The organism is Simplicispira metamorpha, from assembly GCF_004341365.1.
Taxonomy (GTDB): Bacteria; Pseudomonadota; Gammaproteobacteria; order Burkholderiales; family Burkholderiaceae_C; genus Simplicispira; species Simplicispira metamorpha.
Genome location: NZ_SLXH01000005.1, coordinates 121,540 through 148,018 on the forward strand (window position 1 = coordinate 121,540; position 26,479 = coordinate 148,018).

Here is a 26,479-nt window from a genome sequence, read left to right on the forward strand (position 1 = left end):
TGCATGGATCCATCGCTGGGGTCGGTTGAAAAAAGAACCACCGACGCAGCACCAAGGCAATGGTGCCTACGCCGTGGGCGTTTTCAGGGGGTATTTATCCTACACCGCAGGTTGTGGCGGCAAGCCGTGATTACATCAATTCCGTGACACTATGAAAAAGTGAGCTGTTAGCGCTTTTTACGCAAGGGTTGGAGGCACTTTTGACCGGTTTTTCAGGGCCTGCGAAACGCCACGGTCTGCGCTGACCAGTAGTGTGCGTTGAGCCGGTCCAGCCGCACGGTGCCACCCGTGGACGGGGCGTGGACAAAGCGCCCCTCGCCCACATAAATGCCTGCATGGTGGGGCGCACGGCCCTTGCCGAACACTACCAGATCGCCCGTGCGCAGCTGCTCGCCCGCCACCGGCTGGCCCCAGCCGCTGAGCTGCGCCACGGTGCGCGGCGGCGCCACCGACACCCGGGCGCGGTACACGTAGCCGATCAGTCCGCTGCAATCGAAGCCGCTGTCGGGGGTGTTGCCGCCGTAGCGGTAGGGCGTGCCCACCAGCCCCAGGGCGTGGATGGCGATGTCATGGGCCATCTCGTCCGTCAGGCGCGAGGCCTGCGGCGGTGCAGTCGGTGCGCGCGGCGCTGGCGGGGTGCTACAGCCCGCCAGCCACCACACCAATGCGGATGACAGGGCCAGGGTATGGAGTGATCGCATGGCAAAAGGGTAGCGCAATTCGATGATGATGGCCCCCTTGCCACCACGCCGCCTGCCTGCATGACCGATACCCCCCAGACTGACCGCAGCCCCTGGGCTGTTTTCTGGATTTTTCTGCGCCTGGGCCTGACCTCGTTTGGGGGGCCGATAGCCCACCTGGGCTACTTCCGCCAGGAGTTGGTGGTGCGGCGCCAGTGGCTCACCGAGCGCAGCTATGCCGACCTGGTAGCCCTGTGCCAGTTTCTGCCTGGGCCTGCCAGCAGCCAGGTGGGCATCGCCCTGGGGCTGTCGCGCTCTGGCTACGCGGGGGCCTTGGCGGCGTGGGCGGGTTTTACGCTGCCGTCGGCGGTGGTGCTGATGTTGTTTGCGCAGGGCATCACCCATTACGGCGATGCCTTGCCCACGGGTGTGCTGCACGGCCTGAAGGTGGTGGCGGTGGCGGTGGTGGCGCAGGCCGTATGGGGCATGGCACGCAACCTGTGCCCCGATGTGCCGCGCATCACCACCATGGTGGCCGCCACCTGCGCGGTGCTGCTGGTGCCATCGGTGTGGGTGCAGGTGGGTGTGATGGCCCTGGCGGCGGCGGTGGGCCTGCGCTGGTGCAAGCCACCGCCCGGACAGGCGCATGACCCGTTGCCCATGGCCATCGGGCCACGGGCGGGCGCGTTCTGGCTGACGCTGTTTTTTGCGCTGCTGATCGGGTTGCCGCTGTGGGCTGGCGCATCGGCCCACCAGACGCTGGCCTTGGTCGATGCCTTCTACCGCGCAGGCGCCCTGGTGTTTGGTGGCGGCCATGTGGTGCTGCCGCTGCTGCAAGCCGAGGTGGTGCCGACGGGCTGGGTGGGCAACGATGCCTTTCTGGCTGGTTACGGCGCCGCGCAGGCCGTGCCCGGCCCGTTGTTCACTTTTGCGGCGTTTCTGGGCGCGGCGATGCAGCAGCCGCCCACGGGCTGGCTGGGGGGGCTGGTGGCCCTGCTGGCCATTTTTGCGCCCTCTTTTTTGCTGGTGCTGGGTGCCTTGCCGTTCTGGGAACGCCTGCGCGGCCACCCCCGTACGCAAGCGGCGCTGGCGGGCACCAACGCGGCGGTGGTGGGGCTGCTGCTGGCAGCGCTGTACCAGCCGGTGTGGACCAGCGCCATCCACACGCCGCCAGACTTTGGCCTGGCCCTGGTGGCCTGGGTGGCGCTGATGTTCTGGAAATGGCCACCCTGGCTGGTGGTGCTGGGCAGCGCTGTGGGGGGTGCGGTGTTAGCCCACGCCCTTTGACGGTGCTGGGGCGCTACGGCTGCGCAGCGGCGGCCAGCTGGGCCAGCAACGTGGGCACCGCCGCTTTGGTGCAGCGCTGCAACTGCACCAGCAGATCGTGGTCGGGGGCGGCCACGCCCCAGCGGGTGCGCAGGTCGTGCTGCATGCGCGCCAGCAGCGCAGCGGCCATTTCGGCATCGGCCAGCGCGCGGTGGGCCTGGCCGGTGCGCGGCAGGCCGTGGTAATCGACCAGCACGCCCAGCTGGTGGTTGGGCGCCTGCGGGTACAGGCGGCGCGATAGCAGCACGGTGCAGGCAAAGGGCTGCGCTGCGGGCAGACCGGCCAGTGCCAGCTCGGCCTGCCAGAACTTGCGGTCAAACGCCGCGTTGTGCGCCACCATGGGCGCGCTGCCCACAAAGCGCGCGGCCTCCGCCATCACACTGGCCGCCGCAGGCGCGGCTTGCACCATGGCGTTGGTGATGCCCGTGAGCTGCGTGATGAAGGGCGGCACCCAGGTGCCCGCGTTCATCAGGCTCTGGAAGCGGTCTACCACCCGGCCCCCTTCGAGCAGCACGATGGCCACCTCGGTGGCGCGCGCCCCCTGATCGGGCGAGATGCCGGTGGTTTCAAAGTCGATGACGGCGATGGGAGACATAGGCAGCAAGGGGCAATCGAAAAAACGCTTCAGGGGCGTGGCCGCACCAGGCGCACGGGCAGCAACTCGCTCTTGGCGATATCGCCGCGCGCCTCGCCGCTGGACAAGTCCACCGCCCAGCCCTGCGTAAAGGCCATCTGGTTGGCGCTGCGGTCGCTGTTGCCCTGCTGGACGTTGTCGTATTTATAGGCATTGACCGAGAAGGTCTTGATGTTGGCCGTGCCCGTCCAATGCCAGTCTTGCGGCGCGTTGGGGAACAGCTCGGGGTCCAGGCCGGGCGGATCGGCACGCTTGTTCACCAGGCGGCGCAGCTCATTGACGCGTGGCAAGCGCCAGCGCACTCCCTCGGCCTTCCAGCGCGCGGTGGCCAGCGCAGCCGCTTCGGTGTAGGTCAGCAGCAGCGGCTGGCCGGTGCAGGTGCGGCCATTCCAGCGCATGCCGTGGACGCAGCGCGGCCAGGCCAGGTGGGCGCGCTGGTCGATGGCGTAAGCGCCATCGGCAGACAACACCCACTGCGCCTTGGCAGGCACAGCGGCTGCGGTGGAGTCCGCCGACATCGCAGCGGCATCTGTTGCTTCAGCCTCTGGCGCAGCCAGGGCGGCGGGCGCAGCAGGCTGTGCGGGCGCCAGCGCAGGCGCCACAGCACTGGCCAGGCACACCAGCGCCTGACAAAAGACGGGTACGAGCGGTTTCATGGGGGTTCTCCTGCGGGCATCCAACATGGTTGCATGGTAGCTGCCCGCCAGCGGTGTTTTCAGTGCCCGGCTGTTTTGGGATGGGCCAGAAAGAAGCGCAGCATCTCTTGCGTCGCACTGATGCCGCGCGGGTCCGTGTGGCTGCCTGTGGCATGGCCGCCCGACCACGCATGGCCTGCGCCGTGCAGCACCCAGTGCTCGGCCACCACATCGGCATCGACGTCGGTATCGGCACCGGGGCTGACCCTGCCAGCCCTGCGGTGGTGGTACACCGTGCGGGTGTAGCGCTGGCCTGCCACCGACTGGCCCGGAATGCTTTGGCGCTGCACCCTGGCGGGGCTACCGGCCAGGGCCTGCAAGGCGGCATCCACCAGGTGCTCGCTGTTTTTGGCATGAACGATGGTGTCGGCATCGCCATGGAACACGATCAGCGGGGGGTACGAGGCCGGGTTCGGGGCGGCGTGCGCGGGCACCACAGTGGGCAGGGTGCCCGTGCGCATGGCCGACAGGGCTGCCGTCAGGTTGTGGGCCGCACCGGCCTGCAAGCCCGAGTGCACGCCCACGGCAGCGAACACATCGGGGTATTCACGCCCCAGCACCGCTGCCATGGCACCGCCTGCTGACAGCCCGGCCGCGTACACCCGCTGCGCATCCACGCTGTGGCGTTGCGCCACGTCGCGCACCATGGCCACCAGCAGGGCGGGTTCGCCCATGCCCCGGCGCTGGTGGTGCGGTTCAAACCAGTTCCAGCAGGCGTTGACGTTGGCGCTGCGCGGCTGGGCCGGGTACAGCACCAGGGCGTTGGCCTGCGCTGCTGCCAGGTTCATGCCGGTGCCGATGGCAAAGTCGTCGGGGTTTTGGGTGCAGCCGTGCAGCATCAGCACCAGCGCCATGGGCTGCTGTGGCGTAGCGCCTGGGGGCACATACAGCCGGTAATGGTGCAGCGTTCCAGCGTGGCGGAAGTCCACGTACTCAAAGCTGCCCGGGGGTTCGGTGTGCACCAGTGCGTTGGTGGCAGAGGGGGTTGCGTTGCCGTCCATGGTGGGTCCTTGTCGATAAAGCCGACCATGCAGGCCAGACCGGATACGCTGGTTTCCAGCGCCCGGCCCGCAGTCCGCACGGCCTGCCGCTATCCTAAAAAAGAACCCGGATGTTTGCAGGATCGCGCCAGCGCACTACGGCTCGGTCGGGCCGCGCTTGCGCGACTGCGACTGGTTGTCGCTGCCGATGTGGTCGGTGCGGTCACTGCGACTCTCGGGGGTGCGGCGAGCCTCGTTTTTTTGCGTGGGTGCTTGCTCGCCCTGGCGGTTGTGGTCGTTTTCCACCTTGTGCTTGCCGGGTTCCTGGCGATCTTGGGGGGCAGTGTTTTTCATGGTAGCTCCGGGGTGATGGAGCTATCCACTCTAGGCCTGCCCCCACCCATAGCGCGTGGGCGCACAGCGTGGCGTGTTGTGCGGTATCTCCCACAGTCCACGGCACTGCGGCGTCGGCAAAATGGAGACTGTTTTTGGCCTCCAGCGCTGATGCAGCGGGCGCCAGCAGCTCACTTTTTTGATATGACTTTGCACCCGATCAGCATTGCGGGAACCGGGCACCGGGCCTTGGATTGGCCAGGGATTACGCTTTTTTCAAGAACTCGGATTTGAGCAGCATGCTGCCCAGGTCGGTTTTGCAGTCCACGTTGTGGCCGTCGGCGCCATCGACCAGGCGGATGCTTTTGATCTTGGTGCCCTTTTTCAGCACCGACGACGAGCCTTTGACCTTCAGGTCTTTGACCAGGATGACCGCATCGCCGTCTTGCAGCAGGTTGCCGTTGGCGTCTTTGACGGCGCCCTGGCCAGCGCCATCGCTGGCGGCATCGTCGGCAGCGGCACCAGCCTGCGGCCACTCATGGGCGCAGTCGGGGCAGACGTAGTTCTCGCCATCGGGGTAGGTGTTCTCCAGGCCGCATTGCGGGCAGGCGGGGATGGTGTGGGGCATGGGATGCTTTCAGTAGGGCGTAGCGCCAAGGCCGCTATTGTCCCTGCGCCCCGCGCCGCACCAGCGTGAACGGCGGCAGGCCCTTGAGCAGGCGCTGGCCGTAGTGGGTGCGTGTGAGGCGCCGGTCATAGCAATAGACATGGGCCTGGTCTTCTTCGGTGCGGATGGCGCGGCCAGCCCACTGCGCCAGGCGCATGGCGGTGGCGGGCACCACCAGCTCGCTGAACGGATCGCGCCCCACGGCGCGCAGCCACTCGGCGCGGGTTTCGCCCACCGGATCGTCGGGCGGCGCAAAGGGCAGTTTGGTGATGAACACCGATTCGCACAGGCGCCCGGGCAAGTCCAGCCCTTCGCCAAACGACTGCATGCCAAAAATGATGGACGGCTGGCCCTGGGCCACGCGCTCGCGGTGGCGCGCCAGCAGCTGGGTGCGCGGCAGCGCGGTTTGCACCAGCACCAGGGCGCGCATGTCGGTGGGCAGGGCGTCCACCGCCTGGCGCAGTTGCTCGCGCGAGGTGAACAGCACCAGCGCGCCGTAGTCCACCAGCGCCAAGTCCAGCATCAGCGCATCGACCATCTCGGCGGTGAAGTGGGCCGCGTCTTTGGGGTCGGCGCGGGTTTCGGCAGCCACCAGCGTGCCCTGGGCGGCGTAGTCGAAGGGGCTGTGGACTTCGAGGGTGCTGGCCGCCTCGTCGCCGTGCAAGCCCGATTCGCGCAGAAAAAAATCAAAGCTGCCGCAGCTGGTCAGCGTGGCCGAGGTCAGCACCGCGCCACGCACCGCGCCCCACAGGTGGCGGCGCAGCGTGGCGCCGGGCAGGATGGGGCTGGCGTGGGCCTTGAGGGCAATCAGCTCGCCGTCCATCTCCAGCGTGAACCATTTGGCGTTGGGGATGGTGCGCGGGGCATCGGTGGCCTCTGCGCCCTCCTCGGGCAGGGGGGGGTCTTGCAGCAGCAGTTGCGTGGTGTCGTACACCGCCTCCAGGCGCGGCGCCAGCATGCCGATTTGCGCGTACAGCGTGGACAGTCGCCGCGCCTCGTCGGGTTTGTCGCGCATTTCGGCCTTGAGCGCTTTGCTGATGGCGCGCAGGCATTCCAGAAAGCCTGCGGCGTGGTGCGCCAGGTTGGCCAGCGGTGCGGTCAGTGCCTCGGGCAGGGCGCCGCCGGGCACGCGCACGCGCGCTGGGTTGCGCGCATCAGGCGCTCGCGTGCGGGCCTGGCCCCAGGCGGGGGGCGGGTTGCGCAGGGCCTCGCCGTACACGTCCATCACCAGCCGGGCCAGGTCTTGCAGGCCCTGGCGCAGCTGGGCGGCGTGGCGCGGGATGTCGGCCACCTCGCTGACTTCCACCAGCTGGCCAATGCGCAGGCCGTGGCTGGCCAGGCGGTCGATCCAGGTCAGGCGCGACAAATCCATGCTGCACGCGAATTGGTCGAGCGCGGTGGCGGGCAGGTGGTGGGCTTCATCGAGCACCAGCAGGCTGTTGTCCAGCTCGGGCAGCACGCGCGCGCCCAAAGACGACAGCAGCAGATCGTGGTTGGCCACGATGACCTGCGCGCCCACCAGCTCTTTGCGCTTGTCGAAGTAGGTGCAGCTGCCAAACAGCGGGCAGTGCTTGCCGGTGCAGGAGTGGGTCTCGGCGGCCACGGGGCTCCAGACTTCGGGCTCGGGCGGCACGTCCAGCGTGTCGCGGTCGCCGCCCCAGCCGCCCTGGGCCAGTGCCTGCGCCATGCTGGCGTAGAACTGCATGCGCGCCTCGGTTTCGTGGCGCGGGCGGGCAGCAAAGGCTTCTTCGGGGAACAGGTCGTCGTCTTCGCCGTAGGCCTCGCCGGTGCCCGCCAGCCGCTCCAGTTTGAGCTTGCAGACATAGCGCCCGCGCCCTTTGGCCAGCGCAAACTTGAACGGCTGGGGCATCTGCACCGCCAGCGCAGGCAGGTCTTTGTTGACCAGTTGCTCTTGCAGCGCCACGGTGGCGGTGGAGATCAGCACCCGCGTGCCGCGCGCCAGTGCCACCGCAATGGCCGGAGCGCAATAGGCCAGCGATTTGCCAACGCCCGTGCCCGCCTGGATGACGGCAATGGCGCGCGTGGGCACGGCGCCCTCGTCGTCGGATTTGCCCAGATCGGCGCTGCCGAAGGTTTGCGCCACCCGCTCGGCCATCAGCCGCTGGCCGGGGCGGTCGCGCAGGCCACCGCCAGCCTGCACCACCGCATCAAACGCCTGCAAGGCCGCTGGGGCCCACTCTGTAGAACTCATAGGGGCGAGAGTGTGGCACAGGGGCAGCGCGGCGGCGGGGTGGCTTTTAGGCCAAAACAGGCCCTGGCGCTTACGTGGTGGGCGCTATAAGCTATCAAAAAAATAGTAAAACGCCACGCCAGTCTGGACTGGCAAGGGCCGTGGCGAGGGCGTGTAACCGCTGGTATTCGCCAGCGATCGAGCATGTTTGTTGCAAGCTATCGATGCCCGGTGCAGGGCGTGCAGAGGTGCTACCGCAGGGCCTCGCAAACAACAGCCCACACCATCACCACCAGCCCAACGGCCATCAGCACAAAAACAATGCCGCTGGCCCACTGAACCGCCAATGTCCAAGGGTCTGGCAGGCCCAGTGCCCAAAACAGCACGCCCAGCACCACCAAGCCCAGCAGATAGATACCCATGGCGCGCACGCTGCGCGGCAGTGGTGAAGGTGCAGGCAACGGGTCAGAGGGGCGGGACATAGCCAATGCGGGGTGCCATCAAGACTTCTTGACCCACCAGCCCTGGTACAGGTAGGGCAGCCGTGGGCCTTGGCTGTCGGGTACGCCGCCTTTTTCTTCGACGCTGATGGCCAGTTGCGTGATGCCCTCCAGATCTTGCGCCTGGGCGGGGATTTGCAGGGTTTGGTATTCGCTCAGGGTCAGGCCCAAAGAGCGCGGCGGTTTGCCCTCTTGCAGCGCCCACAGTTGCAGGCTTTGTTGCGACTTCTCGCGCTCGCTGTGCAGGTGTTGCAGTTGCAGCACGCCTGCGCCGGGGTCAAACGTGACGAGCAGGGCGGGTTTTTGCGCCCCGTCCAGCAGCACGGCCAGGTAGCGCACCTGCGGCAGCAGCTCCACTTTGCGCTGCAAGTGCTGGATTTGCGCCTTGAGCTGGACGATCATGCTGGCGCTGGTGGCCCAGCCCAGCAGCAGCGCCAAAGCCAGCGCCACGGACAACACCCGCCACCACGGGCTGGCACAGCGTGGGGGCGCGGCTGTGGCGCTGGGTGCGCTGGAAACTTCGGGGGTGGACGGCGTGGAGGGGGTATCAGACATAGGGCGTGTGCGGTGGATCAGGCCCCAGTATGGCCGCTGGGCGGTGCGTGCGCCCGGCGGGCCTGCGCTGGCTTCAGCGCAGTTCGCCGTATTGGGTGCTGCTCAAGTCGGGGGCACGGGGGTCGTGGGTGGGCATTTCGGTGTCGGCAAACCCGGTGTCGCTGGGCGAGGGGTGCAGCAACGGCCCCGTTTGCACCGATACCCCCAACGGCGCGGGCGATGTGGGGCGGGCCGCTGCGGCACTGGCCAGCGCCCGCTTGAAGGCAGCCACTTCGTCGGCTTCGATGGGGTCAAACAGGTTCGGAGCGGGGGGGGGGGGCGTCAACAACGGCCCCGGCGGCTGTGCTGGGCGCACGGGTGCTGCTACCACCGGTTCAGGGCGGGGTTGTAACAAAGGCCGCTCGGGCGCGGCAGGGCGTGGCGTGGGGCGTGGTACAGGCGCTACCGGAGGCATGGGGGCCGAAGGCGCGGCCGGGGCCGCCGACACGCTGGCCCCATGGGGCGCAATGCCTTTTTGCGGCAGGCCCACGGCCACGTGGTCGTTGATGCGCCAGTACACGGCCGTGACGGCAATGTCGTAGCGGGTCTTGGCGGTCTGGGCGATCAGGGCTTCGATTTCGCTCAGGCGCACGGTTTCGCCGCCGTATTCACGGGCCAAGTCCATCATGATCAAAAACTGGCGCCCGCGCTGGTCCAGCGACAGCACCTTGAATTTGTAACTGGCCGACAACACGCCCGCGCGCACCATGGCATCGCGCACCACGATATAGAGCAGCTCGCGCCGCTCCATGCGCTCGTTGACGCGGTTGGCTGCATGTTCGGGTGGCGCGGAGGGTGTGAGCAAGGGACGACCATCGCGCCCGGGCATCAGGGGGACTGTCGCATCGGCATTGAGCAAACCTGAGGCATCGGCCGCCCGCGGTTTGGCGGGTGCAGATTTGCGCATGAACCAGCTAAGCAATGACATGGCTTTCTTTCTTCGGACAGCACCTGTAAAAATCCGAAAAGAGTGTACCGTGACTGTGTTGCGCTGACGGCCCTGGCGCAGGCCGTTGGCGGCACAAATACTGCTGAAAAAGCCTCAGGTGGCGGCCACGCGGCGGCGCCGGTTGCCCAGCCGTTTGGCCAGCACGGCCCCGGCAGCCATGCACAGGCCCAACGCAATGGCGGGCTGGCGGTTGGACAGCTCGGTAAAGCGCAGCGCCGTCAGCGCCCACAGGCGGCATGGCGCCGCCGCCTGCACGGTGGCACTGCGCGGGCGGTGCGAGAAAAAAGCGCCCTCGCCCACCACCGACCCGGCGCCCACCATGGCCATGCGCAGGCGCGCTTTTTCATCTTCGTAATGCACGCTGAGGTTGCCGCTCTCAATCAGGTACAGGGTGCGGTCAGAGACGCCCTGGGCAAAGAGCACCTGGCCTGCGTCCAGGGCGTAGGGCTGCAGGTAAGCAGAGAGTGCCTCCCATTGCGCGGGCGTCAGGGGGTTGGCCAGACAGTCTTCGGCCTGGGCTTCATCAATGGCACGGATGAGGCCCTGGAGCCCCGTTTTGCTGGCGGAGAGGTGGAGGGCTTGCATAGATCGTTGAAGCTAACGTGAACGGTGGTAAGCCACAAGGCTTTCTTACGCCTGATTACTGCTTCTTACACCAAGAGAGAATAAAAGTAATTATTTACCGATGCAGAAGCTGGAAAAGATCACCCCCAGCAAGTCATCGGAAGAAAACTCGCCGGTGATGTCGCCCAGGGCGTTTTGTGCCAGACGCAGTTCTTCGGCCAGCAAGTCCAGGGCCGGGCCGGTGGCGTCGAGTTGCGCGGCGGCCTGCGCCAGGTGCTCGGCCACGGCATGCAGGGCCTGCACGTGGCGGGCGCGGGCAATGAACACGCCTTCGGGCGCGGCCTGCCAGCCCACCACGTCGAGCAGGGTGCGGCGCAGGTCGGCCAGACCATCGCCCGTGCGCGCCGACAACCGCACGCTGGCACGTGCGCCCACCGTGGCCACCAGGCGGGCTGCGGGTGCAGCGCAGTCGCTTTTGTTCCAGACATCAATGACCGGAACATTTTTGGAGACTTTTTCGGCCATGGCGCCCGCTACATCTGCGTCAGCAGCTATGTATTCAGGAGCATCGCAGCGACTCAGGTCGTGCAGGAACAGCACCGCATCGGCCCCCGCGATTTCGTCCCAGGCGCGGGCGATGCCGATGCGCTCGACCTCATCGTGGCTCTCGCGCAGGCCCGCAGTGTCGATCACGTGCAGCGGCACACCTTCGATCTGGATGGTTTGCTGCACCTTGTCGCGCGTGGTGCCGGCAATGGGCGTGACGATGGCCAGCTCGGCGCCCGCCAGCGCGTTGAGCAGCGAGCTTTTGCCCGCATTGGGCTGGCCGGCAATCACCACCTTGATGCCCTCGCGCAGCAGCGCGCCCTGCTGTGCGCGCTGGCGCACCTGGGCCAATGTTTGCTCTAATTTTGATAGCTGCCCGCGCGCATCTGCCTTGCGCAGGAAGTCGATTTCTTCTTCAGGAAAATCCAGCGTGGCCTCGACCAGCATGCGCAGGTGGATGAGCGCATCGCGCAGCGCATGGATTTCGTGCGAGAACGCCCCCGACAGCGAGCGGCTGGCACTGCGGGCGGCTGCCTCGGTGCTGGCGTCGATCAGATCGGCAATGGCTTCGGCCTGGGCCAGATCAATTTTGTCGTTGAGAAAAGCGCGCTCGGTGAACTCGCCCGGCTGGGCCACACGCAGGCCGGGCAGCACGCGCTGGCCGCTGGCGGGGTCGGGCTGGTTGGCCGCTTCAAGGCAGCGCGCCAGCAGCAGTTGCAGCACCACGGGGCCGCCGTGGGCCTGGAGTTCGAGCACGTCTTCGCCGGTATAGGAGTGCGGCGCCGGAAAGTACAACGCCAGGCCCTGGTCTATGGGTTGTCCGGCGGCATCGCAAAACGGCAGGTAGGTGGCCTGGCGCGGCGTGAGTGGTCGCCCGCACAGCGTTTGCACCAGGCCCTGCAAGCCCTTGCCCGACACCCGCACGATGCCCACGCCTCCGCGTCCGGGGGCAGTGGCAATGGCGGCGATGGGGTCGTGGTGGCGGGCAAGCATGGTGGCAGTCACTGTACAGGGTTGCATGAAAAAGGCCGCTTGCGCGGCCTTGGGTGGGGTGGTTCAAGCCGTTACTTGAACTTGGGCAGATTGAACTGCGGCGGTACGCCCATGCGGGTGTTGATGAGCCACTGCTGGGCAATCGACAAGATGTTGTTCGTCAGCCAGTACAGCACCAGGCCGGCGGGGAAGAAGAAGAACATCACGCTGAAGATCAGCGGCATGATCCACATCATCTTGGCCTGCATCGGGTCGGGCGGCGCGGGGTTGAGCGCGGTTTGCAGCAGCGAGCTGAGCGTCATCAAGAGCGGCAGGATGAAGAACGGGTCGGGGGTGGACAGATCGTGAATCCAGCCGATCCAGGGGGCGTTGCGCATTTCCACGCTGGACAGCAGCACCCAGTACAGCGCAATGAACACCGGAATCTGGATCATGATGGGGAAGCAGCCGCCCATGGGGTTGACCTTTTCCTCGCGGTAGATGCGCATCATCTCTTGCTGCATCTGCTGGGGCTTGTCTTTCAGGCGCTCGCGCATCTCCATGATTTTGGGGTTCACGGCCTTCATTTTGGCCATGCTGGCGTAGGCCTTGGCGTTGAGCCAATAGAACATGATCTTGAGCAGCAGCACCAGGCCGACGATAGACCAGCCCCAGTTGCCCAGGAAGCTGTGGATTTTGTCCAGCAGCCAGTACAGCGGCTTGGCCAGGATGGTCAGCCAGCCGTAGTCTTTGACCAGTTCCAGCCCGGGGGTGAGGGATTCGAGGGTTTTCTCGATCTGGGGGCCAGCAAACAGGCGCGCCTCCAAGGACTTAGTGGCGCCGGGCTCAATGGTGCCCAGCGGGGTGATCATGCCCACCGAGTACAGGTTGGTGTCCACCTTGCGCATGAACATTTCGCGCTGCTCGCCTTCCGGCAGCAGCCAGGCGCTGGCGAAATAGTGCTGCACCATGGCCACGTAGCCGTTGCTGCTTTCCTTGGCGAAGTCGGCTTTGCCGCTCTCGATGTCCTTGAACTCCACCTTCTGGTACTTCTTGTCGTTGGTGTAAACCGCCGGGCCAGTAAAGGTCGAGTAGAAAGACGATTCCCCTGGCGGCTTGTTGCCATCGCGCACCAGTTGCAGGTAGAGCTGCGGCGACACGGCTGCGCTGCCGGTGTTGACCACTTCGTGCTTGACAGCGATGTCGTAGGCGCCGCGCTGGAGTGTCCAGGTCTTGACCAGTTTCAGGCCACCCAGATCGGGCGACTCGAAACGGATGCGCAGTTCGTTTTCGCCGGGCTGCAACGTGCGCGGGCCGGGCACGGCCACCATCGCAGTCTTGTGCGTGGGGTAGTTGCCGCCGATCAGGCCGGTTTGCGCCACATACACGCGCTGTGCGCTTTCATCGAAGAGCAGGAAGTTTTTCGACTTGTCTGCCATATCGGCGTGCTGCAGCAACTCGGCCTCTGTGAGGGAGCCGCCTTCGGTGTCAAAGCCCAGGCGGTAGATGTCTGTGGTGACTTCAATCCGTTCACGCGGAGTCTGGAGGGCCGCAGCAGGCTGACCAGGCACGGCGGCAGCACCTTGCGCCAGCGCAGCCGGTGCATTGGCCGATGGCACGGCAGCATTGCCTGCCTGCACGGGTGCGGCGGCGGGCGCAGAGGCGGCCGTGCTAGCGGGCGTTGGAAAAAAAGTGGCTTGCTTGCCGTTGTGCATCTGCCACTTGTCCCACAACAGGACCATGGAAAAGCCAAATATCACCCACAGAATGGTGCGGCGGATGTCGTTCATGGAGACTTCTTTGGTGAGGATGAGGGGGGAGCAGAAGAGAGCAGCCGTGAAAACAGCCGGGTAGCCCGTGGCGGCTCTGGTGGCACGGGGTCGTGGCCGCCCTGGCACCAAGGGTGGCAGCGGGCCAGGCGTGCCAGCGTCAGCCAGCTGCCAGCGGCAGCGCCATGCTGCTCCAGTGCTTGCAGCGAATAGGCTGAACAGGTGGGTTCAAACCGGCAGGCTGAGCCCAGCCAGGGACTCAGCAGCAGGCGGTAGCCCTTGACCACCGCCATGAGCAAACGGCGCATCATGGGCGCTGGCGGGCACGCGGCCCACTCGAAAGCGCTGCACGCTCAAACAACTCCAGCAGCTCTGCCCGCACGGCCTGCTTGAGCAGATCGGAGCGGGCACTGACAAACTGTTTGCGATCAAAAGCAGAGCGCAGGCGAACCACATGGGCAGCCTGCATCAGGTGTGGCTCAAAGAGCGCAGCCACACTGTAAATTTGTCGTTTGATGGTATTGCGCGTGACAGCGCGGCGCGCCCAGCGTTTGGGCACCATCGCTCCTAGCCAGACACCGGGTTGGATAAACAGGGACTGTGGTTCTGAACCCGACCCTGTCTCAGGATGCCCCTGGATGGCAGCGCTGTTGGCACTGAAGGCCAAGCGGTGCAGCGCGAAATGGGGCGTGCGCGCCACAGTGCCACCTGCCATGGCGGCTTGGAACTGTGGACGCGTTTTCAGCCGCTGCATGCAAGCACCCCCGTCCGGGCTCTGCCGGTGTCAACCGGGGAGCGAGCCAAAACCCTGGTGGGCCTCAGACGGCCAGGCGCTTGCGGCCTTTGGCGCGGCGTGCGTTGATGACAGCGCGGCCACCGCGGGTCTTCATGCGCACGAGGAAGCCGTGGGTGCGGGCGCGGCGGGTCTTGGAGGGCTGGTAAGTGCGTTTCATGGTGGTTCCTTGAGAGGGTTCAGTCCGGTGCGCTGCGGTGCCCTGAGGCGCCTATCTGGCGATGGCCGGTCAAATCATTGCCCTGAACACATTCAGGGAAACCGCAAATTATCGCAGGCTTGTGCCGTACAAGCAATGAAAGTCTGCAACCAAGTCCCTGCAACAAGACTTCTACAGCGGGGCATAAGTTGTGGATAACTCGTGGGCAAGCTACAATTTCCGGCCTCGAACCGTTCCTCCTATCCACAAAAATATTCCTGAAATGACAGAGGAACTTCCCCGCAACACCCCCCATCCATCCGGGCCGGATGCCGGTCAGGCGCTGTGGCAGGCCTGCATTGAACAACTGGCGCAAGACCTGCCCGCGCAGCAGTTCAATACCTGGATCAAACCGCTGGTGGCGCAGGTGGCTGGCGACTTTTCCCGCATCACCCTGTACGTACCCAACCGCTTCACGCTCGACTGGATTCGCGCCCAATATGCCGGTCGCATTGCCGCTCTGGTCGAGTCTCTGTATGGCCAGTCCATCGTACTGGAGTTAGCGCTGGCTCAGCGTACAGCCGTTTCCCGTACGCACTCTGTGGCGCCCTCGCCAGCCAACATGGGTGCAGTGGATCCCCCTGCTGCACCCGATGACAGCGCCCGTGGCGCTTTGCGCAACCGACTCAATGCCGGACTGACGTTTGACACCCTGGTTGAGGGCACGGCCAACCGCATGGCCCGTGCCGCAGCCATGCACGTGGCTGGCATGCCAGGGCACCTGTACAACCCGCTTTTTATCTACGGCGGCGTTGGTTTGGGCAAAACCCACCTGGTGCATGCCGTGGGCAACAAGCTGCTGGCCGACCGGCCCGATGCCAAAGTTCTCTACATCCATGCCGAGCAGTTCGTGTCGGATGTGGTTAAAGCCTACCAGCGCAAAACTTTCGACGAATTCAAAGAGCGCTACCACTCGCTGGATTTGCTGCTGATCGACGACGTGCAGTTTTTTGCCAACAAAGACCGCACACAAGAAGAGTTCTTCAACGCCTTTGAAGCGCTGCTGGCCAAGAAGAGCCACATCGTGATGACTTCGGACACCTACCCCAAGGGGCTGGCCGATATCCACGAACGCCTGGTGTCGCGCTTTGATTCGGGCTTGACGGTGGCCATTGAGCCGCCCGAGCTGGAGATGCGCGTGGCCATCCTGATCAACAAGGCGCGCGCCGAGAACGTGGAGATGCCCGAAGAAGTGGCTTTCTTTGTCGCCAAGAACGTGCGCTCCAACGTGCGCGAACTTGAAGGTGCGCTGCGCAAAATTCTGGCTTACTCGCGCTTCAACCAGAAGGAAATCTCCATCCAGCTGGCGCGTGAGGCGCTGCGCGATCTGCTCTCCATCCAGAACCGGCAGATCAGCGTGGAAAACATCCAGAAAACGGTGGCTGACTATTACAAGATCAAGGTCGCCGATATGTACAGCAAAAAGCGTCCAGCCAGCATTGCCCGGCCCCGCCAGATTGCCATGTACCTGGCCAAAGAGCTGACACAAAAGAGCCTGCCCGAAATTGGCGAGCTGTTTGGCGGCCGCGACCACACCACGGTGCTGCACGCTGTACGCAAGATTTCTGCCGAGCGCCAACAGCTCACGGAACTCAACCAGCAACTGCACGTGCTGGAGCAAACCCTCAAGGGCTGACGATGGCGCCGACCGGCTGCGTTGTCACCAGAAACCACCCCCCGAGCGGGCAAAATGATGGGCTTGACAGCCCCAGGGGCAGCGCCTGTAAGGCCGCCCCCACTGACACCCAAATCCACAAGAGGTTGACATGATTGTTCTCAAGGCCCCCCAAGACAAGGTACTCGCTGTGTTGCAGTCGGTCGCCGGCATCGTTGAGCGCCGCCACACGCTGCCCATCCTGGCCAACGTCATGCTGCGCAAAACTGGCAACGCCTTGCAGTTCACCACCAGCGACCTTGAAATCCAGATCCGTACCACCGCTGAGCTGGGCGGCGACACCGGCGACTTCACCACCACCGTCAACGCGCGCAAGCTCATCGACATCCTGCGCACCATGCCCGGCGACCAGACCGTAGGACTGGAAAGCAGCAGCCAGGACAAGCTGGTGCTCAAAGGTGGCAAAAGCCGCTTCACGTTGCAGACGCTGCCCGCCGCAGACTTTCCACTGGTGCAAGAGTCGGCCAGTTTTGGTCCCACCTTCAGCGTGCCGCAAAACACCCTGAAAAACCTGCTCAGCCAGGTGGCGTTTGCCATGGCGGTGCAGGACATCCGCTACTACCTCAACGGTATTTTGTTCGTGGCCGAGGGCAAACAACTGAGCCTGGTTGCCACCGATGGCCACCGCCTGGCCTTTGCCAGCGCCACGCTGGATGTGGAAGTGCCCAAACAAGAAGTGATCCTGCCGCGCAAAACCGTGATCGAGCTGCAACGCCTGCTCAGCGACACCGATACCGCGCTGGAGATGTGTTTTGCCAACAACCAGGCCAAGTTCAACTTTGGTGCGATGGAATTCGTCACAAAATTAGTCGAAGGCAAGTTCCCGGATTACAACCGCGTCATCCCGCGCAACCACCGCAACAGCGTCACACTGGGGCGCGCGCCGCTGCTGGCTTGCTTGCAGCGCACGGCCATCATGACCAGCGACAAGTTCAAGGGCGTGCGCCTGAACATCGAGCCCGGCCTGCTGCGCGTGGCCAGCAACAATGCCGAGCAGGAAGAAGCCGTGGACGAGCTCGATATCGATTACAGCGGCGATGCCATTGAAATCGGCTTCAACGTGACTTACCTGATTGATGCCCTGACCAGCATGGGACAAGACATGGTGAAGATCGAGTTGGCCGACGGCAACAGCTCGGCACTGCTGACCATTCCCGACAACCACAGCTTCAAATATGTGGTGATGCCCATGCGCATCTGACGTATTTGCTACACAATTTATAGCTTATGGCGCTTACTGCGTAAGCGCTAGAGGCATATTTGACCATTATTGAAAAACGGGAAGCCCTGGCTTCCCTGTCTTGCCGAGGCCGACCATGACCGCAGAAACCCCCACGCCCGCACCCGAAGAAAACGGCCACGCGGCCCCCGCCGTGCCCAAGATCGACGCCCACCAGGCGGGTGCCAGCGAAGGCTACGGCGAAGGTGCCATCACGATCCTGGAAGGCTTGGAAGCGGTGCGCAAGCGCCCCGGCATGTACATCGGCGACACCTCGGACGGCACCGGCCTGCACCACCTGGTCTTTGAGGTGGTGGACAACTCCATCGACGAGGCCCTGGCCGGGCACTGCGACGACATCGTCGTCACCATCCACTCCGACAACTCCATCAGCGTGACCGACAACGGCCGTGGCATCCCCACGGGCGTGAAGATGGACGACAAGCACGAGCCCAAACGCAGCGCTGCCGAGATCGCGCTGACCGAGCTGCACGCCGGTGGCAAGTTCAACCAGAACAGCTACAAGGTCTCGGGCGGCCTGCACGGCGTGGGCGTGAGCTGCGTCAACGCCCTGTCCAAAAAACTGCGCCTGACGGTGCGCCGCGAAGGCAAAGTGCATGTGCTGGACTTCAGCCGCGGCTTTGTGCAAAACCGCATCGTGCAATCGGCTGATGGTGTGGACGTCTCGCCCATGCGCGTCACTGGCGAGACGGAAAAGCGTGGCACCGAAGTTCACTTCCTGCCCGACACCGACATCTTCAAAGAAAACAACGAGTTCCACTACGAAATCCTGGCCAAGCGCCTGCGCGAACTGAGTTTTCTGAACAACGGTGTGCGTATCCGCCTGATTGACGAGCGCAGCGGCAAGGAAGACGACTTCTCCGGCGCGGGCGGTGTGCGCGGCTTTGTCGAGTTCATCAACAAGGGCAAAACCGTGCTGCACCCGACCTCGTTCTACGCGGCAGGCGAGCGCCCTTCTGAAACCTACGGTGGCATCCCCGGGACGCACATCGGCGTCGAAGTGGCCATGCAATGGAACAGCGGCTACAGCGAACAGGTGCTGTGTTTTACCAACAACATCCCGCAACGCGACGGCGGCACCCACCTCACGGGCCTGCGCGCGGCGATGACGCGCGTTATCAACAAGTACATCGAAGAACACGAATTTGCCAAGAAGGCCAAGGTGGAAGTCACCGGCGACGACATGCGCGAAGGCCTGTGCTGCGTGCTGAGCGTGAAGGTGCCCGAACCCAAGTTCAGCAGCCAGACCAAAGACAAGCTGGTGTCCAGCGAAGTGCGCGCGCCCGTCGAAGACATTGTGGGCAAGCTGCTGACCGACTACCTGCAAGAGCGCCCGGCCGACGCCAAGATCATCTGCGGCAAAATTGTCGAGGCTGCCCGTGCCCGCGAAGCCGCCCGCAAAGCCCGCGAAATGACCCGCCGCAAGGGTGTGCTCGACGGCATGGGCCTGCCCGGCAAACTGGCCGACTGCCAGGAAAAAGACCCGGCGATGTGCGAGATCTACATCGTCGAGGGCGACTCCGCCGGGGGCAGCGCCAAGCAAGGACGTGACCGCAAGTTCCAGGCCATCCTGCCGCTGCGCGGCAAGATCCTGAACGTGGAGAAGGCACGCTATGAAAAGCTGCTCTCCAGCCAGGAAATCCTGACACTGATCACGGCGCTGGGCACCGGTATCGGCAAGGCGGGCGGCAGTACCGGCGGCGACGACTTTGACGTGGCCAAGCTGCGCTACCACCGCATCATCATCATGACCGACGCCGACGTGGACGGCGCCCACATTCGCACCCTGCTGCTCACCTTCTTCTACCGCCAGATGCCCGAGCTGGTGGAGCGGGGCCACATCTATATCGCGCAGCCGCCGCTGTACAAGGTCAAGGCAGGCAAGGAGGAGCTGTACCTTAAAGACGCTGCGGCGCTGGACGGCTTTCTGCTGCGCATTGCCCTGAAAGACGCCAGCGTGACCACCGGCGGGGCCAACGCACAAACGCTCACGGGTGACACGTTGGCCGAACTGGCACGCCAGCACCAAACGGCGGAGGGCGTGATTGCGCGCCTGTCCAATTTCATGGATTTCGAGGCTTTGCGCGCCGTAGCCGATGGCGTGGTGCTGAACCTGGAAACCCTGCCAGATGCCCAGGCCTGCGCCGCCATCTTGCAAGACAAGCTGCGCGAACTCAACACCACCGGCATCCCCGCCGAAGTGGCGGGCGAGTTTGACGCCCGCACCGACAAGCCGCTGCTGCGCATCAGCCGCCGCCACCACGGCAACGTCAAAAGCAGCGTCATCACGCAAGACTTTGTCAATGGCGCTGATTACGCCGCACTGGCCGAGGCGGCCAACACCTTCCGCGGTCTGCTGGGCGAAGGCGCCCGGGTGCAGCGCGGCGAAGGCGAACGCCAGAAGGAAGAAAAAGTGGCCGACTTCCGCCAAGCCATGCGCTGGCTGATCGCCGAGGCAGAGCGCACCACGGCGCGCCAGCGCTACAAGGGCCTGGGCGAGATGAATCCCGAGCAGCTGTGGGAAACCACCATGGATCCGCAGGCGCGCCGCCTGTTGCGCGTGCAAATTGACGACGCCATCGAAGCCGACCGCGTATTCACCATGCTGATGGGCGATGAGGTGGAGCCGCGGCGGGATTTCATTGAAACCAACGCCCTGCGCGCTGGCAACATCGACGTGTAACTGCTCAGCCCCGCAACAGCTTATCTTGGGCGCTCAGCAGGGCGTTCGGATGGCCCGACAGCACCAAGGTATCGCCTGCGGCGAGCAGGGTGTCGTCGCCCGGCGTGGACATGTGGCCATTGCCGTGGCGCAAGTTCACGACACGCACCCCCATGGCGTGCAGCGCCAGTTCTCCCAAGGGCTTGCCCAGCGTCTGGGCGCCGGGCGGCAAGGTCACAGTGGACAGGCGCTCTTGGTCACGCTCTTGCACGGTGTCGTCATCGGCGCCGTGAAAATAGCCGCGCAGCAGCTGGTAACGCGCATCGCGCTGTTCTTGCACCAAGCGAATCACGCGGCGCATAGGCACACCTACCAGTGCCAGAGCGTGGCTGGCCAGCATCATGGAGCCCTCAATCGCTTCGGGCACGACTTCGGTGGCGCCTGCGGCTTGTAGTCGATCCAAGTGCAGATCGTCCTGGGTGCGCACCACCACCGGCACCTGCGGCGCATGGGTGCGGGTGTTGGCGAGCACTTTGAGGGTCGCTGGAACGTCCAGGTATGTCACAGCCACTGCGCTGGCCCGTACCAGCCCGGCAGCCATCAACGCTTGTAGGCGTGTAGCGTCGCCATACACCACCGAATGCCCGGCAGCGGCGGCTTGGCGCACGCGATCAGGATCCAGATCCAGCGCCATGTACGGAATGCCTTCCTGCTCTAGCAGGCGCGCCAGATTTTGTCCGCAGCGACCGTAACCGCAGATGAGCACATGCTTGCTGGTGTCTATGGCTTTGCGGGCAATAGTGGTCATTTGCAAAGACTGCTGTAACCAATCGCTGGCCACCAGCCGCAGCACGATGCGGTTGCTGTACTGGATCAGAAAAGGCGTTGCCAACATCGACAACACCATGGCGGCCAGAATCGGGTTCATCAGTGCGGGCCGCACCAACCCGTTGTCCTGCGTGAGCGAAAGCAACACAAAACCGAATTCGCCAGCCTGTGCCAGGTACAAACCCGTGCGCATAGCCACACCCGTGGTAGCTCCCATGGCCCGTGCCAGCACCAAAATCACACCCAACTTGAGCGCGAGCGGCAACAGCAACAAGCCCAGCACCAGCGCCCACTGCTCCAGCAGAATGTGCCAGTCGAGCATCATGCCAATGGTGATGAAGAACAGGCCCAGCAGCACATCGTGAAACGGCCGGATGTCGGTGCCCACCTGGTGGCGGTACTCGGTTTCCGACACCAGCACACCGGCGATGAACGCGCCCAGCGCCAGACTCAGGCCCGCCAGCTCCGTCAGCCAGGCCAGTCCCAGCGTGATGAGCAGCAGGTTCAGCATGAACAGCTCATCGCTCTTGCGCCGAGCCACCAGTGTGAGCCACCAGCGCATCACGCTCTGCCCCCCGGTCAGCAGCACCGCCACCAGCACCGTGGCTTTGAGCAAGGCCATGCCCAATGCCGTCAGCAGTTGATCGGGCGCAGAGCCCAGGGCCGGAATCAGCACCAGCAGGGGCACCACGGCCAAGTCCTGGAACAGCAAAATCCCCAGCACGCGGCGCCCGTGCTCCGTCTCCAGTTCGGCCCGTTCTGCCATGAGCTTGACCACGATGGCGGTGCTGCTCATGGCCAGCGTGCCCGATAGCGCCAATGCCGTTTGCCAGCCCACATCCCACACCCCACCTACCAGTGATGCCAGCACCAATACGCCACTACAGGCCAGGCCCATGGTCAGAGCAACCTGCAAAAGTCCCAGGCCGAACACGCTGCTGCGCATGGCACGCAGCTTGGGCAGACTGAATTCCAGACCGATGGCGAACATCAGAAACACCACACCAAACTCGCCCAAGTGGCGCACACTGCTGGAGTTTTGTGCCAAAGCCAAGGCATGCGGGCCAATGAGCACCCCCGCAGCCAAATAACCCAGCATGGGCGGCAGCTTCAGGCTGCGGCACACCACCACCCCCAATACGGCGGCCAATAAGTAAAGCAAAGTCAAGGCAAGTGAGGACATCTCTGGATGCTAGCCCAGCCTTCACGCCCCGGTCGATAGAATCCGGGCATGCATTCTGCCGCCGCGACGCGCCCCTTTGACGCCGACCAAGCCTTGCGCCTGGCACGGGAAACCTTTGACATTGAAGCCGCCGCGCTGCGCGGCTTAGGCCAGCGCCTGGACGTGCGCTTTGCGCAGGCCGTGCAGCAAATGCTGCAAACGCCGGGCCGGATAGTCGTCATGGGAATGGGCAAGAGCGGTCATGTGGGGCGAAAAATTGCCGCCACGCTGGCTTCTACAGGAACCCCGGCCCTGTTCGTTCACCCCGGTGAAGCCAGCCACGGTGATCTGGGCATGGTGACAGCGCACGATTTGGTATTGGCTATCTCCAACAGCGGCGAAAGTACCGAATTCACCGCCATCCTGCCCGTGCTCAAGCGCTTGGGGGCGCCGCTGATTGCCATCACTGGCCAGGCCAACTCCACGCTGGCCCGCTACGCAGATTTAGCGCTCGACTGTAGCGTGGAGCGCGAAGCGTGTCCGCTGAACCTGGCCCCCACCGCCAGCACCACGGCGCAGTTGGCGTTGGGCGATGCGCTGGCTGTAGCGCTGTTGGATGCGCGTGGCTTTAGGGCAGAGGATTTTGCACGGTCCCACCCGGGCGGCGCATTGGGTCGCAAACTGCTGACCCACGTCAGCGACGTCATGCGCAGCGGCAATGAAGTGCCCAGCGTAGCACCGCAAGCCGATTTTGGCGCCCTGATGCGTGAAATGAGCGCCAAGCGGCTGGGTGCATCGGCCATCGTCGATGGGGCGGGCAAAGTGCAGGGCATTTTCACGGATGGCGATTTACGCCGCCGCTTGGAAGCGGGTGCCGATTTGCGCGGCGCCACTGCGGCTGAACTCATGCATGGCAACCCCCGTACCATTGCCCCCGATGCCTTGGCAGTTGATGCCGCCGCCTTGATGGAAACCCACGGCATCACCAGTGTGTTGGTGGTCGATGCGACAGGCGTTTTGGTGGGCATGGTTCACATTGGCGACTTGATGCGCGCCAAAGTCATCTGAGGGCCTGTTCCATGTTGCCAACGCTCCAATTTCCCCCCGAGCTGCTGCTGCGCGCGCAAGACGTGCGTGTGGCATTTTTTGATGTCGATGGCGTGCTTACCGACGGCGGCCTGTATTTCAGCGAAACCGGCGAAACCCTTAAACGCTTCAATACCCTGGATGGTCACGGGCTCAAATTGCTGCAAAAGGCGGGCATCACGCCGGCGGTGATCACGGGGCGTGACTCGGCACCGCTGCGTCTGCGTTTGCAAGCACTGGGCATCACGCACGCCGTTTTTGGTACCGAAGAAAAACGCCCTGCTGCACAGCACATCCTGGACACGCTGAATCTGGATTGGGCGCAGGCCGCCGCCATGGGAGATGACTGGCCCGACTTGCCCGTGATGCGCCGCTGCGCACTGGCTTGCGCACCGTGTAATGCACAAATTGAAGTGCGTGCTACAGCCCACCATGTGACCAACGCCTGCGGAGGCGATGGTGCAGCGCGTGAATTCTGCGATCTGCTGCTGGTAGCCAGTGGCCGCTATGCCGCCTTATTGGCGCAATACAACGCATGACAAGCTTGCTGCGCCGGGGATGGGATGGCCTCTCCATCTACCTTCCTGTGTTGCTCATGGCCTTGCTCGCACTGGGCACTTGGTGGCTGGTGCGCAATGCTCCTGTACCCCAGGCGTCGCCCGTATCTACACTGGAGCGCCCTGGGCCGGATTACTTCATGAACCATTTCTCGGTGCAGAACTTCGGCGCGTCCGGTCAACTGGAAAGCGAGATATATGGCCAAGCAGCGCGCCACTATCCAGACAGTGACACACTGGAAATCGACAAAATGCGCATGCATTCAGTGGCAACCAACGGCCAAGCCACGCGCGCCAGTGCGGATCGCGCACTGAGCAATGCCGACGGCTCGGAAGTGCAGCTTTTTGGCCACGCGGTAGTGATCCGCGAACCCTTGGGAGCAGCCCAACCACCACTGGAGTTTCGTGGCGATTTTCTACATATCTGGCCCCGAAAAGAGCAGGTACGTTCAAACCAACCAGTGAGTCTGGCGCGAGGTAAAGACCACTTTACCGCCGATACCCTGGAATACGACCATGGTAACCAAGTGCTGCAATTGCAGGGCCACGTGCGCGGCGTGTTGATGCCAGGGCACTGAATGGCCCCAGGCCCCTGAATCTAAACTAATCAGTAGTTGCTGCCACCTTGGCCGCCACGGCTACCACCGCGTGGGCCATTGCCATAGGGGCTGCGAAAACCGCCATCGCCGCCACGTGCAGCACCGCCGCCGTAACCGCCGCCTTCGCGGCCACCACCATAACCACCGCCACCACCGTAGCCACCCTCGCGGCCACCGCCATAGCTGCCACCGCCGCCGTAACCACCGCCACCACCACTACGGCCACCGCCATAACCACCGCCGCCGCCAAAGCCGCCACCACTGCGTGGAGGACGCGGCTCCATGGGGCGGGCTTCATTGACCACAATGCCTCGTCCACCGAGAGACTGGCCATTCATGCCTTGGATAGCCGCTTGTGCTTCGGCATCGCTGCCCATTTCGACAAAGCCAAAGCCCTTCGAGCGCCCGGTATCGCGCTCCATCATGACCTTGGCGCTGGTGACGCTGCCAAATTGACTGAAAGCCTGTTCCAGATCGTTATCACGCACTCCGTACGGCAAATTGCCGACATACAGCTTGTTGCCCATTAAGGGACTCCTCAAAAACACATATGACAAAGCGATAGAGCCCCAAAAACGCCGTCAGCCCACCGTATGGATGCGCCACGCCTACCCTGAAGGATCACCGCAAACCCAAAGCAGGCATGGCCTGCAAGCGCATTATGTTCCGGAGGTTTGGCCGAAAGGCAAGGGTTTTTACGATCTACAGCACGTCTTTTACGTGAGGACATAAAAAAAGGAACCCGAAGGTTCCTTTTTTGCGCAGCTTGCAGACACTGAGTCTGCAAATGCTGTGTGCTTAGTAGCTGCTACGGCCACCGCCGTAACCACCGCCACCACCACCGCCGTAGCCGCCACCACCGCCGCCGCCGCTACGGCCACCGCCGTAACCGCCGCCGCCACCACCGTAGCCGCCACCACCGCCGCCGCCGAAGCCACCGCTACGGGGAGCGCGTGGTTCCATGGGGCGGGCTTCGTTGACTACGAGGTCACGGCCACCAAAGTTTTGACCATGCACGCCTTGGATAGCGGCTTGTGCTTCGGCATCGCTGCCCATTTCGACAAAGCCAAAGCCCTTCGAGCGGCCGGTGTCACGTTCCATCATCACCTTGGCGCTGGAAACGGAGCCGTACTGGCTGAAGGTTTGTTCCAGATCGCTGTCACGGAACGTGTAGGGCAGGTTGCCCACGTAAAGTTTGTTGCCCATAAAGGACTCCTCAAAAAACATGAAAACGCGATGGAGTCCGACGCAATCAACAAACCTGTGACGACTTCAAAGACGCGAAACTGACCAATCACCGCTAACTTAACTACTTTCCAGCCCAGAGAGCAGAAAAGCGGGTTCATTATGAGTCAATTTGCATAACGTCTTGGCATTTATTTTTCAACGACCTTTACGGCACTGGACTGGGCGAGGGTTTATCAGGAGATAAGGCGTAGTTTTTCCATTGCGGCACAGTATGATCGCGCCGTCTTTGGGGAGTAGCCGGCCCAGGTGCAATGCCTGTGCGCTGCTGTCAACACACTTGGGGCCCCACGCTCCATGGCAGCCGCAGTCTTCGGATTGGCAAGACCATTGACCGCACACCGTCCCTGAGCCGGAGTCGGAGTGCGGTCGATGCGTTTATCCACCTGTCCGGCCAGACCTGATCACTCCCATGGAAGCTTTCCTCGTCTCTACCTCCATCGTTGCCCTGGCCGAAATGGGCGACAAAACACAGTTGCTGGCGCTGGTGCTGGCGGCGCGTTTTCGCAAGCCCTGGCCCATCGTGCTGGGCATTTTTGTGGCTACCGTGCTCAACCATGCCCTGGCAGGCGCTGCCGGAGCCTGGGTCACCACCGTGCTGGGGCCGCAGGTGCTGCGCTGGGTACTGGGGGTGTCGTTTATCGCTATGGCCGTCTGGATGCTGATTCCCGACAAGCTCGACGACGGCGAAACCGGCAACGCGCCGCGCCTGGGCGTGTTTGGCACCACCGTGCTGGCGTTTTTTCTGGCCGAAATGGGCGACAAGACGCAGATCGCCACCGTCATGTTGGCAGCGCAGTACAACGCTTATGCCTGGGTGGTGGCGGGCACCACGCTGGGCATGATGCTGGCCAACGCCCCGGTCGTCTGGCTGGGCGAGCGCATGATGCGGCGCGTGCCGGTGCGGGCTGTGCATATTGTTTCGGCGCTGATTTTTCTGGCTTTGGGCGTGCTGGCATTGTGGGTACCCGCCTGAGTACGCTTTTGCTATAGTGCCCCCACGCGCCGATTTGCCACAGCTTGCGGGCGCTTT

The 26,479-nt window shown here is 63.9% G+C and carries 27 protein-coding genes; 8 read left to right on the forward strand and 19 right to left on the reverse strand.

The window, feature by feature from the left end; all coding sequences use genetic code 11:
* Positions 1-212: 212 nt before the first annotated feature.
* Positions 213-701, reverse strand: coding sequence for a C40 family peptidase (locus tag EV674_RS04335; RefSeq protein WP_119012165.1), 489 nt, complete (start codon positions 699-701; stop codon positions 213-215).
* 60 nt (positions 702-761) lie between these two features.
* On the opposite strand from EV674_RS04335, the gene chrA reads away from it, so the two are divergent.
* Positions 762-1,967, forward strand: a complete 1,206-nt coding sequence (gene chrA / locus EV674_RS04340; protein WP_119012166.1) for a chromate efflux transporter — start codon at positions 762-764, stop codon at positions 1,965-1,967.
* A 13-nt stretch (positions 1,968-1,980) separates the two neighbouring features.
* Here chrA and EV674_RS04345 read toward each other — a convergent pair whose 3' ends face one another.
* The 15 genes from EV674_RS04345 to rpmH all read right to left on the reverse strand — a co-directional run bounded on the left by EV674_RS04345 (position 1,981) and on the right by rpmH (position 14,353).
* The gene (locus tag EV674_RS04345; RefSeq protein ID WP_193552665.1) at positions 1,981-2,601 is read right to left on the reverse strand and encodes a 3'-5' exonuclease; all 621 of its coding nucleotides are present in this window, start codon (positions 2,599-2,601) and stop codon (positions 1,981-1,983) included.
* A 29-nt stretch (positions 2,602-2,630) separates the two neighbouring features.
* The gene (locus EV674_RS04350; protein ID WP_306418959.1) at positions 2,631-3,296 is read right to left on the reverse strand and encodes an Lcl C-terminal domain-containing protein; all 666 of its coding nucleotides are present in this window, start codon (positions 3,294-3,296) and stop codon (positions 2,631-2,633) included.
* 59 nt (positions 3,297-3,355) lie between these two features.
* Entirely contained in the window at positions 3,356-4,336 is a 981-nt protein-coding gene (locus tag EV674_RS04355; RefSeq protein WP_119012168.1) for an extracellular catalytic domain type 1 short-chain-length polyhydroxyalkanoate depolymerase, read from the reverse strand.
* Positions 4,337-4,471: 135 nt separating this feature from the next.
* Positions 4,472-4,669, reverse strand: coding sequence for a hypothetical protein (locus tag EV674_RS04360; RefSeq protein ID WP_119012169.1), 198 nt, complete (start codon positions 4,667-4,669; stop codon positions 4,472-4,474).
* Positions 4,670-4,913: 244 nt separating this feature from the next.
* Positions 4,914-5,276 (reverse strand): zinc ribbon domain-containing protein YjdM, encoded by a 363-nt coding sequence (locus tag EV674_RS04365; RefSeq protein WP_119012170.1) that lies wholly within the window; start codon positions 5,274-5,276, stop codon positions 4,914-4,916.
* Positions 5,277-5,310: 34 nt separating this feature from the next.
* Complete coding sequence (gene dinG, locus EV674_RS04370; protein WP_119012171.1) at positions 5,311-7,527, reverse strand: ATP-dependent DNA helicase DinG; 2,217 nt, start codon at positions 7,525-7,527, stop codon at positions 5,311-5,313.
* 230 nt (positions 7,528-7,757) lie between these two features.
* Positions 7,758-7,988: a hypothetical protein gene (locus tag EV674_RS04375; protein ID WP_119012172.1), complete on the reverse strand. Its 231-nt coding sequence runs from the start codon at positions 7,986-7,988 to the stop codon at positions 7,758-7,760.
* An 18-nt stretch (positions 7,989-8,006) separates the two neighbouring features.
* Entirely contained in the window at positions 8,007-8,561 is a 555-nt protein-coding gene (locus EV674_RS04380; protein ID WP_119012173.1) for an anti-sigma factor domain-containing protein, read from the reverse strand.
* 73 nt (positions 8,562-8,634) lie between these two features.
* Positions 8,635-9,528, reverse strand: a complete 894-nt coding sequence (locus tag EV674_RS04385; RefSeq protein WP_119012174.1) for a hypothetical protein — start codon at positions 9,526-9,528, stop codon at positions 8,635-8,637.
* 114 nt (positions 9,529-9,642) lie between these two features.
* Complete coding sequence (locus EV674_RS04390) at positions 9,643-10,134, reverse strand: Crp/Fnr family transcriptional regulator (protein WP_119012175.1); 492 nt, start codon at positions 10,132-10,134, stop codon at positions 9,643-9,645.
* Positions 10,135-10,224: 90 nt separating this feature from the next.
* Positions 10,225-11,652 (reverse strand): tRNA uridine-5-carboxymethylaminomethyl(34) synthesis GTPase MnmE, encoded by a 1,428-nt coding sequence (gene mnmE, locus EV674_RS04395; RefSeq protein WP_119012176.1) that lies wholly within the window; start codon positions 11,650-11,652, stop codon positions 10,225-10,227.
* 71 nt (positions 11,653-11,723) lie between these two features.
* A complete protein-coding gene (gene yidC / locus EV674_RS04400) occupies positions 11,724-13,421 on the reverse strand; it encodes a membrane protein insertase YidC (RefSeq protein WP_119012177.1) in 1,698 nt (565 codons plus the stop codon).
* The gene (yidD, locus tag EV674_RS04405) at positions 13,418-13,711 is read right to left on the reverse strand and encodes a membrane protein insertion efficiency factor YidD (protein WP_119012178.1); all 294 of its coding nucleotides are present in this window, start codon (positions 13,709-13,711) and stop codon (positions 13,418-13,420) included. Before yidD ends, yidC begins: the two co-directional genes overlap by 4 nt.
* On the reverse strand, positions 13,708-14,154 hold the full coding sequence (locus EV674_RS04410; RefSeq protein WP_119012179.1) for a ribonuclease P protein component: 447 nt from the start codon (positions 14,152-14,154) through the stop codon (positions 13,708-13,710). Before EV674_RS04410 ends, yidD begins: the two co-directional genes overlap by 4 nt.
* 64 nt (positions 14,155-14,218) lie before the next feature.
* Complete coding sequence (rpmH, locus tag EV674_RS04415) at positions 14,219-14,353, reverse strand: 50S ribosomal protein L34 (RefSeq protein WP_005798102.1); 135 nt, start codon at positions 14,351-14,353, stop codon at positions 14,219-14,221.
* Positions 14,354-14,615: 262 nt separating this feature from the next.
* On the opposite strand from rpmH, the gene dnaA reads away from it, so the two are divergent.
* The 3 genes from dnaA (at position 14,616) to gyrB (ending at position 19,990) form a co-directional block, all read left to right on the forward strand.
* A complete protein-coding gene (gene dnaA / locus EV674_RS04420) occupies positions 14,616-16,028 on the forward strand; it encodes a chromosomal replication initiator protein DnaA (protein ID WP_119012180.1) in 1,413 nt (470 codons plus the stop codon).
* Positions 16,029-16,158: 130 nt separating this feature from the next.
* A complete protein-coding gene (dnaN, locus tag EV674_RS04425; RefSeq protein WP_119012181.1) occupies positions 16,159-17,268 on the forward strand; it encodes a DNA polymerase III subunit beta in 1,110 nt (369 codons plus the stop codon).
* Between the two features lie 115 nt (positions 17,269-17,383).
* Positions 17,384-19,990 carry a DNA topoisomerase (ATP-hydrolyzing) subunit B gene (gyrB, locus tag EV674_RS04430; RefSeq protein ID WP_119012182.1) on the forward strand — a complete coding sequence of 869 codons (2,607 nt, stop codon included), beginning with the start codon at positions 17,384-17,386 and terminating at the stop codon, positions 19,988-19,990.
* Positions 19,991-19,994: 4 nt separating this feature from the next.
* Here gyrB and EV674_RS04435 read toward each other — a convergent pair whose 3' ends face one another.
* Positions 19,995-21,980 carry a monovalent cation:proton antiporter family protein gene (locus EV674_RS04435; protein ID WP_119012183.1) on the reverse strand — a complete coding sequence of 662 codons (1,986 nt, stop codon included), beginning with the start codon at positions 21,978-21,980 and terminating at the stop codon, positions 19,995-19,997.
* Positions 21,981-22,028: 48 nt separating this feature from the next.
* On the opposite strand from EV674_RS04435, the gene EV674_RS04440 reads away from it, so the two are divergent.
* The 3 genes from EV674_RS04440 to lptC are packed head-to-tail and all read left to right on the forward strand — an operon-like array spanning position 22,029 to position 24,180.
* A complete protein-coding gene (locus EV674_RS04440) occupies positions 22,029-23,027 on the forward strand; it encodes a KpsF/GutQ family sugar-phosphate isomerase (RefSeq protein WP_119012184.1) in 999 nt (332 codons plus the stop codon).
* An 11-nt stretch (positions 23,028-23,038) separates the two neighbouring features.
* Entirely contained in the window at positions 23,039-23,584 is a 546-nt protein-coding gene (locus tag EV674_RS04445) for a KdsC family phosphatase (protein ID WP_119012185.1), read from the forward strand.
* Positions 23,581-24,180: an LPS export ABC transporter periplasmic protein LptC gene (gene lptC / locus EV674_RS04450; RefSeq protein WP_119012186.1), complete on the forward strand. Its 600-nt coding sequence runs from the start codon at positions 23,581-23,583 to the stop codon at positions 24,178-24,180. The genes EV674_RS04445 and lptC overlap by 4 nt, the downstream gene beginning before the upstream one ends.
* A 29-nt stretch (positions 24,181-24,209) precedes the next feature.
* On the opposite strand, the gene EV674_RS04455 is transcribed toward lptC, so the two are convergent.
* Positions 24,210-24,728, reverse strand: coding sequence for an RNA recognition motif domain-containing protein (locus EV674_RS04455; protein ID WP_119012187.1), 519 nt, complete (start codon positions 24,726-24,728; stop codon positions 24,210-24,212).
* Positions 24,729-24,999: 271 nt separating this feature from the next.
* The gene (locus EV674_RS04460) at positions 25,000-25,407 is read right to left on the reverse strand and encodes an RNA recognition motif domain-containing protein (RefSeq protein WP_119012210.1); all 408 of its coding nucleotides are present in this window, start codon (positions 25,405-25,407) and stop codon (positions 25,000-25,002) included.
* 451 nt (positions 25,408-25,858) lie between these two features.
* Between EV674_RS04460 and EV674_RS04465 the strand changes: the two genes are divergently transcribed.
* On the forward strand, positions 25,859-26,422 hold the full coding sequence (locus tag EV674_RS04465; protein WP_119012188.1) for a TMEM165/GDT1 family protein: 564 nt from the start codon (positions 25,859-25,861) through the stop codon (positions 26,420-26,422).
* Positions 26,423-26,479: the final 57 nt, after the last annotated feature.